The organism is Labrys sp. F242 (assembly GCF_057813875.1).
The window spans coordinates 303,317-317,786 of sequence record NZ_JBVASG010000005.1; the positions used below are offsets into that span (position 1 = coordinate 303,317).

Below are 14,470 nucleotides of genomic sequence, written 5' to 3' on the forward strand. Positions count from 1 at the left end.
GCGGATGGCCGCCCTCACCGACTTGAGGCGCGTTGCCTTGCAGCCGTGCCCTCAGGCGCCGCCGCCGAGCCGGCTGAGGCCGCTCTTAGCCGCTGCGTTGCTCGAATCGATCGCCAGCGCGCGCTGGAAGCTCTCGCGTGCCTTCTGGGTGTCGTTCAAGCCGGCCTGGGCATAGCCGCGGCCCGCCCAGGAGGCGGCGTTGCGGTTGTTGATCTGCAGGGCCTGATCGAAGTCGGACAGTGCTTCCTTGTATTTCTGCAACTGCAGATAGGAGCTGCCGCGTGAATAATAGGGGGCCTCGGCGCGCGGATCGTTGGAGATCGCCGAGGTGAAATCGTCGATCGCGACTTCATGATTGGCGCTGGCCTGGCGGATCAAGCCGCGATTGTAATAGGCCTCGGCCGTCTCCGGCTTGATCTTGATGGCCTTGTCATAGTCGGCCATGGCCTGCTGGGTCTGGCCCTGCAGGCGATAGATGTTGCCGCGGCCGACATAGGCTGGCGCATAATTGGGATCGTGGGTGATCACCTGATTGTAGTCGGCGAGGGCCTGGGCCGTCTGGCCGGTCTTGCGGTAGACCAAAGCGCGGTTGGCCAGGGACTGGACGAAGTTCGGATCGATCTGCAGCGCGCGGTTGAAGTCGGAGATCGCCGGTCCGTACTGGTTGGAACGCGCATAGGCCGAGCCGCGCATGTTCCAGGCTTCGGGATCGTTGGGATTCTTTTCGATCACCGAGGAAAGTGAACCGATATCGGCCGACGAGACCTGGCGGCTGCTGGCATCGCCATCATCGCCACCGCTGCCGGTGGAGGCACAGCCGACCAGACCGAGGCCCGCAACGCCCAGCAGCAGGAGGGCGGCGATACGGGAGATGGAGGTTCTGGCTGGGGACTCTGCCGTGGTTGTCGTGGAAAATGTCATCTTGTCGGTCCGAATCCATCGAGACGAGTTACGGGAGCTGCGAGTCCTCGACCGGCAATCTGCCGCATTAACCTTGCTGGAAAGTAAAGCCTTTCCATGCATTTCGACGCATCTCACCTGGCCGGCGCACCCCCGGCGACCTCATACGCTACAAACGTGAACGCCCGGGCCAAATGGCTCGGGCGTTCGTTCAACCTATCTTCCGATCAAAAATCAGACTTACTTCTTCACAACGCGCGGCGTTGCGGGAATCAGGCCTTCGCGCTGCAGCTTCTTGCGAGCCAGCTTGCGGGCGCGGCGAACGGCCTCGGCAGCCTCGCGGGCGCGCTTCTCGGACGGCTTCTCGTAATGGCCGCGCAGCTTCATTTCACGGAAGATGCCTTCACGCTGCATCTTCTTCTTGAGCGCCTTCAGCGCCTGATCAACATTGTTATCGCGAACGAGAACCTGCACGCGTGCTGTCCTATTATCCTGGTGTGAATCGCTGCGGCGGCTTGGCAACAGGAAACCCGGTGCCAAAGCACCGCCGAATTTGGAAGCGGGGTCATATCAGAAGGTATCGCCGCTGTCCATACGGATTAGCGCGATCTCGGCGTTATCCGTGTGACATGGCCCATTTTCCGTCCCGCACGTGCCTCGCGCTTGCCATAGAGGTGCACCGAGGCGTTCGGTTCAGCGGCCAGAGCACGCCAGGCATGCACGCTGTCGCCGATCAGATTGGTCATCACGGCGTCTGAGTGGCGTTCGGTGGAACCCAGCGGCCAGCCGCAGACGGCGCGCACGTGATTCTCGAATTGGCTGACCAGACAGGCATTCTGCGTCCAGTGCCCGGAATTGTGCACGCGCGGGGCGATTTCGTTGACCAGGACCTGACGGTCCGAGGTCACGAACATTTCGACGGCGAGCACGCCGACATAGTCGAGCGCAGCGATGATCCGGGCGGCGATTTCGCGGGCCTCGACCTCGACCAGCGCCGAAAAATGGGAAGGTACGATCGACTGATCGAGAATGTGGTCGTGATGAAGGTTCTCGGTGAGGTCGTAGGTCCGCACGGCGCCGTCGTCGGCCCGGACTGCGATGACCGAGACTTCTGTCTCGAAAGGGACGAAGGCCTCCAGAATCGCGGGCTGGCCACCCATGCGGGCCAGTGCCTCCGAGAGGTCGTTGCCCGGCCGGATGATGGTCTGCCCCTTGCCGTCATAGCCGAAGCGCCGGGTCTTGAGCACGCTGGGGCGGCCCAGGGCGGCAACGGCGGAGGCGAGGTCGGCATGGCTGTCGACGGCCCGGAATTCGGCGGTGCCGATGCCGAGCGAGCGCACGAAGTTCTTTTCCGTCAGGCGGTCCGCGGTGGTTTCCAGGGCGCGCACGGCCGGCAGGACGGGGCGCGCCGCGGAAAGGATCGCCGCCGTGGCGGCCGGGATGTTCTCGAACTCATAGGTGATGGCATCGACGCTTTCGGCAAAGGCTGCAAGCGCCGCCTCGTCCTCATAGGCGGCACATGTGAAGCGCTCGGCGACCTGGAAGGCCGGGCTGGTATCGTCGGGGCAATAGATGTGACAGCGTATGCCGAGCTGTCCGGCCGCCAGGGCCAGCATGCGGCCGAGCTGGCCGCCGCCGAGAATGCCGAGCGTTCCTCCCGGTCCGACGCGCGGTGTTTGGATACCCTGGCTCATGCCTTCACCGTGTCGTCGGAAACGGGATGATGGGCAACCGCTTCGGTCTGGGCGGCGCGCCAGCGCTCGAGCCGCGTCGCCAGGGCCTCGTCGTGGAGGGCGAGCACGGCGGCGGCGAGCAAAGCGGCGTTGACGGCGCCCGCACGTCCGATCGCCAAGGTGCCCACCGGTATGCCGGCCGGCATCTGCACGATGGAATGCAGGCTGTCCACGCCTGAAAGCGCCTTGGATTCAACCGGAACGCCGAAGACGGGGAGCGGGGTGAGGGCCGCAGCCATGCCGGGCAGATGGGCCGCGCCGCCAGCGCCAGCGATCACCAGCTTGAAGCCCTTCGCCTTTGCCGATTTGGCGAAGTCGTAGAGGCGGTCGGGCGTGCGGTGTGCCGAGACGATGCGGGCTTCATAACCGATGCCGAGCGTATCCAGGGTCTGCGCAGCGTGGCGCATCGTGGCCCAATCGGACTGACTTCCCATGATGATGGCGACAGGCACGGCCTGCCCCGCCGCGGTGCTGGATGGCATCGGGACTCCCTTCGGCAAAAGGGGTGTCTAGAGCAAGATGCCGGTTTTGGGAAGGTAGCGCGTTATTCTCCGCCCGACTTGGAAGTCAGCGATGGGGACGAGCCTTGAAGCAAGGCCTATCTTGCGGGAAGGGAGCACATGAAACGAAGCATTGTGGCACGTTGCGTAGACTGCGGTCGTCGGTTGCTCAAACCTGGGCCAGCAATATCGCGGCCAGGGCCTCGGGCTTCAGTCGCGCGACATTGTGCCCGCAATCGAAGGCATGGGTCGCCCACTCCGGCTCGCTGCTCAGGCGCCGGTAAAGGTCAAGGAACGGGCTTCCTTCCCATCCAAATGCGCCGATGAAGGTCTTGCGCGGCACGTCACGCCAACGTCCGCCGAGATTGATCGACTGGAGAAACGTTCCGATTGGATGGGGCCGGCATCGCGGGTCCAGATGGGGAGGCGGCGCGCAAGTCAGTCCGTCGGCCTGTGTGCCTGCGATGAAGACATCCCGAAAGCGAGGCGTCGTCAGCGACCAGACGGAGTCGCCGGATTCAGGCACATAGGCGTCCACATAGACCAGTGCCCGGATTTGTGATGGTGCAGCATCGGCGGCGCCGCTTACGATCATTCCGCCGTAGGATTGTCCAACCAGGACCACATCGTCGCCATGCGATTTCACGGCACGAACGGCCTCACCTATGTGAGTTTCGAGATTGGCCGCTGGGGCCGGAGCGTTGCCGAGCCCCGAAAGGGTGATCGGCAGGGCCTTGTGCCCGTGCGTGGTCAGTAGATCGGCCACCTTTTGGTAGACCCAGCCGCCCTGCCAGCCACCGGGTATCAGGATAAAGGTGGCCATCTCATGCACCCCCGACTTTGACGCCTGCGGAGCTTCGCCACCTCTTTGGCCGAAATCAAGACCGCTGTGTCGGCAGCCGGGGCCGAATTGAGGCCATGGGCCTATGCTGACTGTCCGGAAGGGGCGAAAATAGTCGCCCCTTCGTCGCTTCAATGCCGATTAAAGCAAAGCTCTTGCGCCGATTTCTGCAGCGCCTGGCATGGACCTCGTACTTTCCAGCAGAGGCTTCCGAGGGACGTGGTGCACACCCCCAGATCGCAAGAGCAGGCGTTCCAGTATATCCAGCGCTATACGAACGGATGGTACTGATAAAGCCAGGTCTCGCTCAGCACCTTGTCGCCGAGCTTGAGATAGCAGCGCAGTTCCACCGGCTCCGGTCCCGTGGCGTGCAGGTCGAACTGGGCGCGCCAATGGCCGTTGATGCCGTCCGGCACTGCTTCGGTGAAGATGTAGGAGAGCTCGCCGCGCGAGGCGGTGATGATCGGCTCGGGCTTGACGCCGTAGGGCAGGTCCTTGAGCGGGTCGCCGAGGAACTCGATCACGAATTTGCGCAAGCCGACCGGGCGCTGCGTGCCGGGATGGCCGCCATTGCCCAGCCGCGTCGCCACCACGCGGGCGAGATTGGTGGGGAAGGGCTCGTCCGCCGACCAGTGCAGACGGTATTTCAGCGTGAATTGCTGGCCGGCCTTGACCGGATCCTTCGGCACCCACATCGCCACGACATTGTCGTGGATCTCGTCATTGGTGGGGATTTCGATGAGCTGGACGGTGCCTTCGCCGAACGGCGCCAGGGGCTCTACCCACAGCGAGGGACGCAGATCATATTTGACGCCGTCGAGATAGTGATCGAACAGGCGGTCGCGCTGCAGCAGGCCGAAGCCGCGCGGGTTGGTATCGGTGAAGGCCGAGGTGGTGGTGGCCGGCACATTGTTGAGCGGGCGCCAGATATGCTCGCCGCCGCCCGTCCACATGGCCAGGCCGTCGGAATCATGCACTTCCGGGCGCCAGTCGACTGCGGTCTGCTTGGCTGTCTCGGAGAACCAATACATCGAGGTCAGCGGGGTCAGGCCGAAACGGCTGATATCGTTGCGCGTGAAGACCTGCGCCTCGATATCCATCAGCACGGCCTTGGCGCGCGTCATCAGGAAGGAGAAGGCGCCGGCGACGGACGGACCGTCCAAGAGGGCATAGACCTTGATCTGGTCGGCTGAGCCGGGAACGGCTTCCAGCCAGAACTCCTTGAAATCGGGGAATTCTTCCTGATGGGGCGGGTTAGGATCGGCTGCGTTGACGGCAAGGCCGCGGGCCGACAGGCCATATTGATAGAGCTCACCGATGGCGCGGAAATAGGAGGCGCCGAGGAAGGCGACCCAGTCGTTCTTCTTCCAGTCGACCGGCCCGTTGCGGGGCTCCTGGAAGCGGAAACCGGCAAAGCCGACGCCGTCGGGCATGGCCTGCGCCGGGCTGTCCGTCGGCATGTCGAAGGAAGCCTTGCGGTAGATGATCTCGCTGGCGTTCTTGCCTTCGACCACGTTGATGGTGACCTTCTTCTGGAAGAAGGTGCCGAGATGGAAGAAGGTGACCGGGAAGGGCGCTGGGCCATCGGCCCACAGAGCGTCCTCGGTCTTGAACTTGATCTTGCCGAGTTCCTCATAAGTCAGCTTGGAGGTGATGTCGGGCGCTGGTTTCTCGGTCGGAACATAGGCCTCCGTCGCCAGCTTCTTGGCACGCTCGACCAGACCCTCGAAGGAAAAAGGCGCAGGCGGACCGAAAGTCAGCGCGCCCTCGTCGGCGAATGCTGCGGTCGGAAGGCCCAGTGCCATCAGAGTCGAGAGACTTACGGCTCCCTGGAGGAAAAGCCGTCGGTCGAAAGCGTCGTTCATCAACAAGTTCCTAACTTCTATTGCGCCCGCAAGCTAAACAGGGATTATCGCCTGTCAATGCCGTGGCGCTTCAAACCGCGTCGATTTCGTGACAATAGATTAATTTGAGCGAGAATTTTGCGCAAAAAAGCTCAAAAGAACCCAATAATCTTCCAAAATCTGAGAAATGCCCAATTCATCCCAGGCCTATGCTCCCGCCGCCTTCTATAGACGCGACGTTCTCACCGTTGCCAGAGATCTGATCGGCATGACCCTCTTGGTCGATGGCGTCGGCGGCGTCATCGTCGAGACCGAGGCCTATGACCGTGACGATCCGGCCTCTCACACCTATCGCGGGCCGACGCAGCGCAACGCCGTGATGTTCGGCCCGCCAGGCCATATCTACATCTATCTGTCCTACGGCATGCATTGGTGCGCCAATATCGTATCCGGAGAGCCCGGCCGCGCTAGTGCGGTGCTGCTGCGAGCCCTGGAACCGACTGCGGGACTCGATCGCATGGCGCAGAGGCGGGGGCTCGCCAATCCGGCCCTGTTCTGCTCTGGACCCGGGCGGCTTTGCCAGGCCTTGGGGCTGACCGGCGGTCAGAACGGGCTGGCGATGACCCAGCTCCCCTTCGAGCTCCTGCGGCGAGCCCATGAGCCACCCATCGCCGCCGGCCCCCGCATCGGTATCAGCAAGGCAATCGAACGGCCTTGGCGCTTCGGCTGGAGCGGCTCGAAATTCCTCAGCAAGAAGTTCTGATATCCCAAGCACAAACGAAAACGGGCCCCCGAAGGGGCCCGCCAAGGACGTGTTGCGATCGCCTGTCCGGCTCGGCTCGAGGCCCTATTTGCCGCCGAAAGTGTCGCAGATCTTGGAATTGGCCGTGCCCGTGCAGTGCTCGGTGGGTGAACCCGCGGCAGGCACGATGCGGATGATGCGATCCTCGCCGACCAGCGCGGTCTCGCCCGGCTTCACCAGCTTGCAATAGCGGATGGGGCGCCGTGGCGGGCAGATGAAGGTCTTGCCCTCATAGAGGGTGATGGCGCTGGTGGGGCTGCGGGAATCGACCTGGAATTTGGTGCCGCGCACGCCAATCGAGGCCTGGGGAGCGTGAATCTTGTAGGCGCTCTTGGCCGAATCGCCAGTGGCGAAGCGGAAGGCTCCCTTGGCGAATTGCAGCACGACGGACTTAGCCTTGCCATTGCCGGCATAGACGAAGCTGTCGAGCGTGACCGACGACTTGGAGCCGAGCATCAGATGGGTATTGTCGAGAAAACGCAGTTCGATCACGCCGCTCGGGCCTGTGACGATCTTCTCGCCCTGATGCACGCTGGACCCGATTTCCAGGCGTCCGGACATCGAACCATGGACGGCTGGCGTCAAGCCGACGACGTCGCCGATGACTTCAGGTCCCTGCTTCGTCGGAGCGGTCTGGGCGGCGGCCGTCTGTGTAGAGAAGGCAGCAAGCAGGATGAACAGCACCGGTGCCAGGCGCGGGAAACGTAGTGTCATGACAAATATCGAACCGTTACTCGAAGGTGGGATCAACGCGGTATCTAGCCGGTGTCATCATAGCGCTGCGGCAGCCGAAAAGTGAAGGCTTATTAAGCATGTGCAGAGCTCATCCATTGGAAACCAAGCGGCCTGTTGCGTTTTTGCATCGCAGTCTAGCGCAGTGTATCGCGTTGCGACAAGCTAGCAGCGGGTGTTCTGATAGCAGTAGCTACGGAAGCGTTTGGATTAGAATTGTCAGGATTAGCCAATTTAGGGATAGGGTTTTCTGGGATTCCATTGGGTAAATTATTCTTTATTGGTATTTCTTACGCAGAGGTATTTGAGGTGCCATGCCCCTTGCGTGGCTTGATCCCGCTTCAACCGCATGCCAGTTGCTGATCGAAATCAGGCAGGCCTCCGAGGTACTGTGTTCGCCTGGAAATTATTGCAGACCGGAATAGGGGGGCGTCGGACATCCCTGGAGCAAAGCGCGTTTAGACAGAAACGCTTGTTTGCTCCCACTCTTTGGTTCCAAGCCAATCCAACGGATTGGCTAGAGCACCTTTGCGATTCTTGGCGTGACCGCCAAATGGCAAAACGCTTTGGGGCAGCGCTGTCGCTCGTATGCAGTCAGCGGCTTTTCGGCGCGTCGATCCCAACTTTTGCCGAAATTGCAACGCATAGCTGCTCAGCCTTTGTTGCACTGCAACATTGCGAGAATCCTGCTATGGTGCCGTCAAGTGAAAGAGAAGGCATAGATCCGTGAGCGAGACCTGGAACACGAAATTCGGCAGCCGGCGCGTCAAGCAGGCCCTTCCGACCATCGAGGAAGCCCTGGTCGCCGCCGAATGCCTCAATGATGACTTCGACCAGCAGGTCGAGATCGCCGCATCGCTGCTCGGTATCGCCGTTGAAGACGTGCGTGCCATTGCCAAGCGGTCGGTGAAGCCGACCGAGCGTCGTCTCAGCCTGCCGATTGCCAAGTCGCCCCGCGCGGCGGTCGCGCCGCGGGCCGTGGTGGTTGAATATCGTACGCCCAAGCGTCTGGTCGGCATGCGCTGACGCACCGACCCAGACCTCATTTCCAATGAAAATCTGACGGGCGCCGCGGGAAACCGTGGCGCTTTTCGTTTGGCGCATAGGACGATCAGCGGCGAGGCGCGTGTTCGACGCCGCATGGCGGTGCAAATCAGCCGATGTTCTGGAAATGCTTGCTTAAGCGCTTGAAAAGCTTGGCGCTCCCAACCGGACTCGAACCGGTGTTTTCGCCGTGAGAGGGCGACGTCCTAGGCCACTAGACGATGGGAGCAGCGGCAAGGAGTGCGCCTATAGCGGCAAATCAGGCCGTCGGCAAGCGGCAATCTGCACGATTGGCGCATTTGTGGTTTGAATTCTTGGCATTGCTGACATTCCCGCTTAAAGCGTCCTGCGATTTGATTGAATCGGCAGGAATCGCAAAGGCGCGTCGAAACAAAGAGTTAGGGAAAAATGACGTTTCCACTTGAACGTGTTTTGCTCTAGTAGGCGCCCATGAACAGCATCGCCAACAACTCCGAAGAGACGCTTTTCGAGGTCGCCGAAGCCGGTGAGCGCATCGACCGCTTCCTGGCCCGCCAATGCCAGGGCGCCGATAACAGGCCCGATCTGCAGCCTCTGTCACGCACGCGCATCAAGGCCCTGATCGAAGCCGGCCATGCCACGATTGATGGCCGTGCGGTGCTCGATGCCGGCCAGATCCTCAAGCCGGGGCAACGAATTGCGCTGCGGGTCCCCGAGCCGGAGCCTGCCGAGCCGCAGGGCGAGGATATTCCGCTTGCCATCGTCTATGAGGATGACGACCTCCTGGTCATCGACAAGCCGGTCGGCCTGGTCGTGCATCCCGCGGCGGGGCATGAGAGCGGCACGCTGGTGAATGCGCTCATCGCCCATTGCGGTGATTCGCTGTCGGGTGTTGGCGGCGTGAAACGGCCCGGCATCGTGCATCGCCTCGACAAGGACACGTCCGGCCTGCTCGTGGTCGCCAAGAACGACAGGGCGCATCAGGGATTGGCGGCTCAGTTCGCCGATCATGGCCGTACCGGACCGCTGGAACGGGCCTATCTCGCCTTCGTCTGGGGGGCGGCGCGCGCGCATGGCACGATCGAGACCGGCATCGACCGATCCACCCGCAATCGCGAGAAGATGGCCGTGGTGGCGCTTGGGCGCGGCCGGGAGGCGATCACCCATTATTCCCTGGTCGAGGCCCTGGGCAGCCACGGCGGCCAGCCGCTGGTCAGCCTGGTGGAATGCCGGCTGGAGACCGGCAGGACCCATCAGATCCGTGTCCACATGGCCCATCTCGGCCATCCGCTGCTGGGCGATGCCGTCTATGGCAGCGGCTTCAAGACCAAGGCGGCCCTCCTGCCGGAGGCGCCGCGCGCAGTGCTTGCCTCTCTCGGGCGACAGGCACTGCATGCCCGGCTGCTCGGTTTCGAGCACCCCGTCAGCGGCAAGCATCTGGTGTTCGAAAGCCCGTTGCCGGCGGACCTCGCCGCTTTGGCCAAGGCCTTGCGCACCGGTTGAAGCCGAAGCTAGCGCTTGCGGCCGAGCCAGAAGCCACCTGCCAGAGCTGCGAGCGCCAGGGCGCCGCTGACCGTCTTCTTGTCCGGCAGGCTCTCCTCGACGACGCCCGCCGCTGTCACCAAGGTCGCGGCGAGGAGCCGGCGGCGCTTGGCTTTCCTCTCGGCGGCCTGCGCCCCAACCAGAGCCAACACCGCCAGCACTGCAAATCCACAGCCGAGCGCTGCATCGGCCCAATAGGGGCCATAGGTTTCAGCCAGGAAACGGTGCAGGCTGATCAGCCCGATGATCGCCATCGCGACAACGCAGCAGCCTGCGAGCAAGCGCCAAAGGAGGACGGTGCCGTACTGACGCAGGACGGCGCTCAGTTCCTCCTTGGCGAGGGCACCTAAAGCAAGGAGACGAGTCACGAGCGCCCCTTGCTCCACAGGCCGAGGATCAGGCCGATGCCGGCAGCGAGCGCCACCGATTGCAGCGGCTTGCGGGTGATGTAGTCGAGCGTCGCCTTCTGCAGGTCGGATGCCTGCTCCCTGGCGGCATCGCCGATTTCGCTGGCTTTGGCGCCAGCCTCGTTCACCTTGTCGTCGAGCACCTGCCTGGCATGCCTGGCTTCCTTGGACAGGAATTTCGACCAGGAACTCTTCTCCGCGTCGACATAGGCGCTGAGCTGCTCGGTCAGGCGGGCAACTTCAGCCCTCAGAGCGTCGAGATCCTTGCCGAGGCTCTCGGAAAGATCGGCCTTGGCCTGAGCCGTGCGCTTATCGCCGTCCATACTGATGTCTCCTGTCTGGTCAACAGTGAAGGGCCGCGGCCGATTTCCAGCATCGCGGGCTGCGATGGCGGAGGGCACTCTAGAAGAGTTAGGCCGACGGGTGGTTGGTGCAAGGTAAACAAAGCGTTACGGTAAACGCGGTACGACGGGCGGCGGTTCCCTCAGCCTGGAAATCGATTAACATCCCTTAATTTGACAATGTTACCGAGCTGTCACATTAATGCATGGCCGCCTGGGAAAAATTGCAACGTGAAAACGCCGCAATCGGGCGCATGATGAGTTGGGTGATCGGGATTGGTCCGTGCCTCAGCCGCCCGGGTGACGAATGTCCCATGGCCGGTGAGACGTCCTCGGTGAAAGCAAGTCAATAGATTTGCCGAGGGTGGCACATGCGGGGCCGCGAGATGCCGTGACCGGGAAGATCCACAAGGGTCTTCACAAGGGCCGGTATCGTCCCCATATCACGTAGGCGCCGTCTGCTTCGTAAGGAGGGATGGCGATTTGAACCGCCCTCGATGGGGGTTCAGAGGAGAGGAACATATGGCTTCTGCCGCGCTTCCCGTCTTGGCCGCCGAGAGTGGCCTGTCGCGTTATCTCGATGAAATTCGCCGCTTCCCGATGCTCCAGCCGGAGCAGGAGTACATGCTTGCCAAGCGTTGGCGCGAGCATGGCGACCGTGAGGCTGCACATCAATTGGTGACCTCGCATCTGCGGCTCGTGGCCAAGATCGCCATGGGCTATCGTGGTTATGGCTTGCCGCTGGGCGAGGTGGTTTCGGAAGGCAATATCGGCCTGATGCAGGCCGTCAAGCGTTTCGAGCCTGAAAAGGGCTTTCGCCTCGCTACTTACGCCATGTGGTGGATCCGCGCCTCGATCCAGGAGTACATTCTGCGCTCCTGGTCGCTGGTTAAGATGGGTACCACCGCCAACCAGAAGAAGCTTTTCTTCAACCTGCGCAAGGCCAAGAGCCAGATTTCGGCGCTGGATGAAGGTGATCTGCGCCCCGAGCAGGTCAAGTCGATCGCCAAGTCGCTCGGCGTGCAGGAGCAGGAAGTGGTGGAGATGAACCGCCGTCTCGGCGGCGATGCTTCGCTGAATGCTCCCGTGCGCGAGGAAGGCGACGGCGAGTGGCAGGACTGGCTGGTGGACGATTCTGTCAGTCAGGAGACCCGCCTGGCCGAGACGGAGCAAAGCGAGAACCGCTCCACCGCCCTGCGCCAAGCCCTGAATGTGCTGAACGATCGCGAGCGGCGCATTTTCGAGGCACGCCGCCTTGCCGATGATCCCATCACGCTCGAAGAACTCTCCGACGAGTTCGGCGTCTCGCGCGAGCGTGTACGCCAGATCGAGGTCAGGGCCTTCGAAAAGATCCAGGCGGCAGTACGCTCCGGCGTGGCCCGTCTGGAAGCCGCGCACGCGCCGGCCTGATACTGCTCGCGATAGCCTAAAGGGGAGCCGCCTTCGGGCGGCTTTTTCCTTAAAGCGTTTTGCGATTTGGTGGAATCACCGAGAATCGCAAAACGCTCCAGCCAATCCATTGGATTGGCTTGGAATCAAAGAGCTAGAGCAAAACAGCGTTTCCGTCTAAACGGGCTTTGCTCTAGGGGGCGCAGCTGTCTCCATGCCTCGATGTAAAGCGCGTTCGGGACATCATCCGATCCGGCTTGACAGGATTGGTGTCGATCAACATGGTGGAGCCATGAGCACCGTGGTCAAAATCACCCTTCGTCTCTTCCCGATCGCGGAAGCGTAGCCCCGGGCTCGGCCGTTTGCGCCCCGAGCTGCGGGGCGCGCCGCTTCCCATCCGGGGCGGCATACCACCCGGCGCATTTTTCAATCCGTCAAATCGCAATGCTGTCGCCGGCAGGCTCGCGCCAAGCGCGGGGCCGGCGCATCCATTTTTCGTCGCCATGCTCAGCGGGTAGCCGCTTGGCAGGTGGGCGTGCCATGTCGCGGCTATTCTGAGGTATCCAATCATGAATCAACCCATCAAGAACCAGACCAAGCCCAATATCATCGTGAACGAGATCGATTTCGAGCGCCTGACGCAGCTCGCCACCTCCGCCCTCGATCGGTTCCCTGAAGTGGCCGAGGCGTTGCTCGGCGAGCTCGACCGGGCCGAGATCGTTCCGGCGGTGCAGGTCGGCGAATGTGTGGTGCAGATCGGCTCCGTCGTCACCTTCGAGACGGAGGGCGGCGCCTTGCGCGAGGTCAAACTGGTCTATCCGGGCGAGGCCGACATTGCCGAGGGCAAGGTCTCGATCCTCACGCCGATCGGCACGGCCTTGCTGGGCCTGTCGCCGGGGCAGTCGATCACCTGGAAGGCCCGCGACGGCCGCGAGCACGAATTGCGCGTCACGACCGTAAAGGCATCCTGAAAGGGGCGCCGCGATCTATTGCGCCGCGGCGGCGTCGGTGTTCCAGGCGGCCATGGCGTCGTTGAAGGCCTTCTCGCCAGTCGGCCCCTTCTCGAAGGTGAATACGGCGTTGCGGCCGTTGGCGAAGGTGAACACCAGGTCGAACCATTGATTGGCCTGCAACATCTTGGCGTTGCGGCCCTTCTCGTCGGGTGGGTCGAGCAGACCCATCAGGAACACGCCCGTCGTGACCTTCATCAACGCCCCGTCGAGCTGCAAGCCAGGGACCTGCGGATCGGCCTTGACGTTCACGCTCTTGACGTCGCCGACGGCGCCGCTGGGATAGTCGGCCGGTACGCTCATCTGGATGTTCAAGAGGTAGTTTGCCGGCAGGGAACGGTCGGAATTGTGCCTGAGGGTGAGGAGCACCTTCATCTTGCGGTCGGGAACGGTGATTTCACCGACGACGACAGTGTCGAGCGGTCCGTTGGTACCGCTGGCCTGCGATTCCGTACGCCAGTTCACGGTGCCTTCGAAGAGGCGGCCCTTCATCGGGGCGCTCGGGTCTTCCTCCATCAGGCGCGCGCGTTGCCCCTCCGGCGCCTCCGACTGCGTCGAGGGCAGCAGCGGTGCGGGCGCTGTTGGAACCTGCGGCGCCGGTGCGGCAGGCTGCGGGGCGGCCGGCGTCGGTGCCGAAGGATTGCCGGTGGCGACTTCGGTCGGGGGGGCGGCCGGCGCGCCGCCGAGGCGGTCATTCAATTTGCCGGGCTCGGGTGCGGGCTTGGATGATGCTTGTGGTGCGGGCCCCGGCTGAGGTACCGGCGCCGGGCTGTCGTCGCTTCCGCGCAAATAGAGCGCAGTGGCGGCGCCTCCGCCGATGATGACGGCTGCCAGCGCGGCCATCACGGCATAACGCCGGAAATTGCCGTTGGAACTGCTGCGACGAGGCGCCTGAGGCCGCCGCTTCTCGGTCTTGCGCTCGGCGAAAGCCGGCAAGCCGTTCGGCCGGGACGAGGCAGGCGAGGGCGCCTCATCGTCCACGGCATCGTTGTCGGCAGGCTGGCCATCGGACTGGGACTGGGGAGCGGCCGGGCGCTCGGAGACGACCGGCTCGGGCGTGAACTCGGCTTCGTCGTAATGGTGCTCGACGCGCCGTATGGCCTCTTCGAGCAGGTTGCGTTCCCTCGCAATCTGCCCCTCCGTCAGCGCTGGATCAGCGGCATTGAGCTGGCGGAGAAGGGCGGAGCGGGCTTTCTCATAGAGCGCCTGGCGGGTTTCCTGCGTATTGGGGGAAAGACCCTGCACGGCTCGCTGGATGGGAGGAAAATAGTCCGTCGACACGCGTTCTGGCTCGATCTCTTCACAGAAGCATTTTCCAGAAAAGTTTATGGACTTTTCGGTTAGGAAAATGCGTCAAAACAAGACGTAAGAGCAAAATGCGATTCGGAGAAATCGCAGTTTGCTCC

At 62.6% G+C, this 14,470-nt stretch carries 15 protein-coding genes and 1 tRNA gene; 5 read left to right on the forward strand and 11 right to left on the reverse strand.

From position 1 onward, the window contains the following. Positions 1-51: 51 nt before the first annotated feature. The 6 genes from ACZYTC_RS27800 to ACZYTC_RS27825 all read right to left on the reverse strand — a co-directional run bounded on the left by ACZYTC_RS27800 (position 52) and on the right by ACZYTC_RS27825 (position 5,839). Positions 52-921: a tetratricopeptide repeat protein gene (locus tag ACZYTC_RS27800; protein WP_434955107.1), complete on the reverse strand. Its 870-nt coding sequence runs from the start codon at positions 919-921 to the stop codon at positions 52-54. Positions 922-1,140: 219 nt separating this feature from the next. Next, positions 1,141-1,374, reverse strand: coding sequence for a 30S ribosomal protein S21 (gene rpsU / locus ACZYTC_RS27805; RefSeq protein WP_068285423.1), 234 nt, complete (start codon positions 1,372-1,374; stop codon positions 1,141-1,143). A 125-nt stretch (positions 1,375-1,499) separates the two neighbouring features. Then, complete coding sequence (locus ACZYTC_RS27810; RefSeq protein WP_434955108.1) at positions 1,500-2,594, reverse strand: 5-(carboxyamino)imidazole ribonucleotide synthase; 1,095 nt, start codon at positions 2,592-2,594, stop codon at positions 1,500-1,502. Beyond that, on the reverse strand, positions 2,591-3,115 hold the full coding sequence (gene purE, locus ACZYTC_RS27815; RefSeq protein WP_434955109.1) for a 5-(carboxyamino)imidazole ribonucleotide mutase: 525 nt from the start codon (positions 3,113-3,115) through the stop codon (positions 2,591-2,593). Before purE ends, ACZYTC_RS27810 begins: the two co-directional genes overlap by 4 nt. A gap of 187 nt (positions 3,116-3,302) precedes the next feature. Then, positions 3,303-3,956 (reverse strand): alpha/beta fold hydrolase, encoded by a 654-nt coding sequence (locus tag ACZYTC_RS27820; protein WP_488991057.1) that lies wholly within the window; start codon positions 3,954-3,956, stop codon positions 3,303-3,305. Between the two features lie 287 nt (positions 3,957-4,243). After that, entirely contained in the window at positions 4,244-5,839 is a 1,596-nt protein-coding gene (locus ACZYTC_RS27825) for an OpgD/OpgG family glucan biosynthesis protein (protein WP_434955111.1), read from the reverse strand. Between the two features lie 166 nt (positions 5,840-6,005). On the opposite strand from ACZYTC_RS27825, the gene ACZYTC_RS27830 reads away from it, so the two are divergent. Further along, on the forward strand, positions 6,006-6,581 hold the full coding sequence (locus ACZYTC_RS27830) for a DNA-3-methyladenine glycosylase (protein WP_434955112.1): 576 nt from the start codon (positions 6,006-6,008) through the stop codon (positions 6,579-6,581). 84 nt (positions 6,582-6,665) lie between these two features. Here the strand turns inward: ACZYTC_RS27830 and ACZYTC_RS27835 are convergent, their stop codons facing one another. After that, a complete protein-coding gene (locus tag ACZYTC_RS27835) occupies positions 6,666-7,334 on the reverse strand; it encodes a FecR family protein (protein WP_434955113.1) in 669 nt (222 codons plus the stop codon). 744 nt (positions 7,335-8,078) lie between these two features. Here ACZYTC_RS27835 and ACZYTC_RS27840 point away from each other — a divergent pair. Then, positions 8,079-8,378: a hypothetical protein gene (locus tag ACZYTC_RS27840; RefSeq protein WP_434955114.1), complete on the forward strand. Its 300-nt coding sequence runs from the start codon at positions 8,079-8,081 to the stop codon at positions 8,376-8,378. 171 nt (positions 8,379-8,549) lie between these two features. Here ACZYTC_RS27840 and ACZYTC_RS27845 read toward each other — a convergent pair. Then, a tRNA-Glu gene (locus tag ACZYTC_RS27845) sits at positions 8,550-8,625 on the reverse strand. A gap of 221 nt (positions 8,626-8,846) precedes the next feature. Between ACZYTC_RS27845 and ACZYTC_RS27850 the strand changes: the two genes are divergently transcribed. Continuing rightward, a complete protein-coding gene (locus ACZYTC_RS27850; RefSeq protein WP_441771280.1) occupies positions 8,847-9,878 on the forward strand; it encodes an RluA family pseudouridine synthase in 1,032 nt (343 codons plus the stop codon). 8 nt (positions 9,879-9,886) lie between these two features. Here ACZYTC_RS27850 and ACZYTC_RS27855 read toward each other — a convergent pair whose 3' ends face one another. Then, positions 9,887-10,285, reverse strand: a complete 399-nt coding sequence (locus tag ACZYTC_RS27855; RefSeq protein WP_434955116.1) for a hypothetical protein — start codon at positions 10,283-10,285, stop codon at positions 9,887-9,889. Further along, the gene (locus tag ACZYTC_RS27860) at positions 10,282-10,647 is read right to left on the reverse strand and encodes an ElaB/YgaM/YqjD family protein (protein WP_441771279.1); all 366 of its coding nucleotides are present in this window, start codon (positions 10,645-10,647) and stop codon (positions 10,282-10,284) included. The genes ACZYTC_RS27855 and ACZYTC_RS27860 overlap by 4 nt, the downstream gene beginning before the upstream one ends. Positions 10,648-11,187: 540 nt before the next feature. On the opposite strand from ACZYTC_RS27860, the gene rpoH reads away from it, so the two are divergent. After that, positions 11,188-12,075 carry an RNA polymerase sigma factor RpoH gene (gene rpoH, locus ACZYTC_RS27865; protein WP_434955118.1) on the forward strand — a complete coding sequence of 296 codons (888 nt, stop codon included), beginning with the start codon at positions 11,188-11,190 and terminating at the stop codon, positions 12,073-12,075. A 548-nt stretch (positions 12,076-12,623) separates the two neighbouring features. Then, a complete protein-coding gene (gene rnk / locus ACZYTC_RS27870; protein WP_434955119.1) occupies positions 12,624-13,025 on the forward strand; it encodes a nucleoside diphosphate kinase regulator in 402 nt (133 codons plus the stop codon). 15 nt (positions 13,026-13,040) lie between these two features. On the opposite strand, the gene ACZYTC_RS27875 is transcribed toward rnk, so the two are convergent. Then, complete coding sequence (locus tag ACZYTC_RS27875) at positions 13,041-14,345, reverse strand: hypothetical protein (protein ID WP_434955120.1); 1,305 nt, start codon at positions 14,343-14,345, stop codon at positions 13,041-13,043. Between the last annotated feature and the right edge of the window lie 125 nt (positions 14,346-14,470).

Excerpts from the sequence above, each read along its gene's own strand:
- ACZYTC_RS27820 (WP_488991057.1), bottom strand. The coding sequence starts at position 3,956 with ATGGCCACCTTTATCCTGATACCCGGTGGCTGGCAGGGCGGCTGGGTC.
- ACZYTC_RS27800 (WP_434955107.1), bottom strand. The coding sequence starts at position 921 with ATGACATTTTCCACGACAACCACGGCAGAGTCCCCAGCCAGAACCTCC.
- rnk (WP_434955119.1), top strand. The coding sequence starts at position 12,624 with ATGAATCAACCCATCAAGAACCAGACCAAGCCCAATATCATCGTGAAC.
- ACZYTC_RS27810 (WP_434955108.1), bottom strand. The coding sequence starts at position 2,594 with ATGAGCCAGGGTATCCAAACACCGCGCGTCGGACCGGGAGGAACGCTC.
- purE (WP_434955109.1), bottom strand. The coding sequence starts at position 3,115 with ATGCCATCCAGCACCGCGGCGGGGCAGGCCGTGCCTGTCGCCATCATC.
- ACZYTC_RS27860 (WP_441771279.1), bottom strand. The coding sequence starts at position 10,647 with ATGGACGGCGATAAGCGCACGGCTCAGGCCAAGGCCGATCTTTCCGAG.
- ACZYTC_RS27835 (WP_434955113.1), bottom strand. The coding sequence starts at position 7,334 with ATGACACTACGTTTCCCGCGCCTGGCACCGGTGCTGTTCATCCTGCTT.
- ACZYTC_RS27830 (WP_434955112.1), top strand. The coding sequence starts at position 6,006 with ATGCCCAATTCATCCCAGGCCTATGCTCCCGCCGCCTTCTATAGACGC.
- ACZYTC_RS27850 (WP_441771280.1), top strand. The coding sequence starts at position 8,847 with ATGAACAGCATCGCCAACAACTCCGAAGAGACGCTTTTCGAGGTCGCC.
- rpoH (WP_434955118.1), top strand. The coding sequence starts at position 11,188 with ATGGCTTCTGCCGCGCTTCCCGTCTTGGCCGCCGAGAGTGGCCTGTCG.
- ACZYTC_RS27825 (WP_434955111.1), bottom strand. The coding sequence starts at position 5,839 with ATGAACGACGCTTTCGACCGACGGCTTTTCCTCCAGGGAGCCGTAAGT.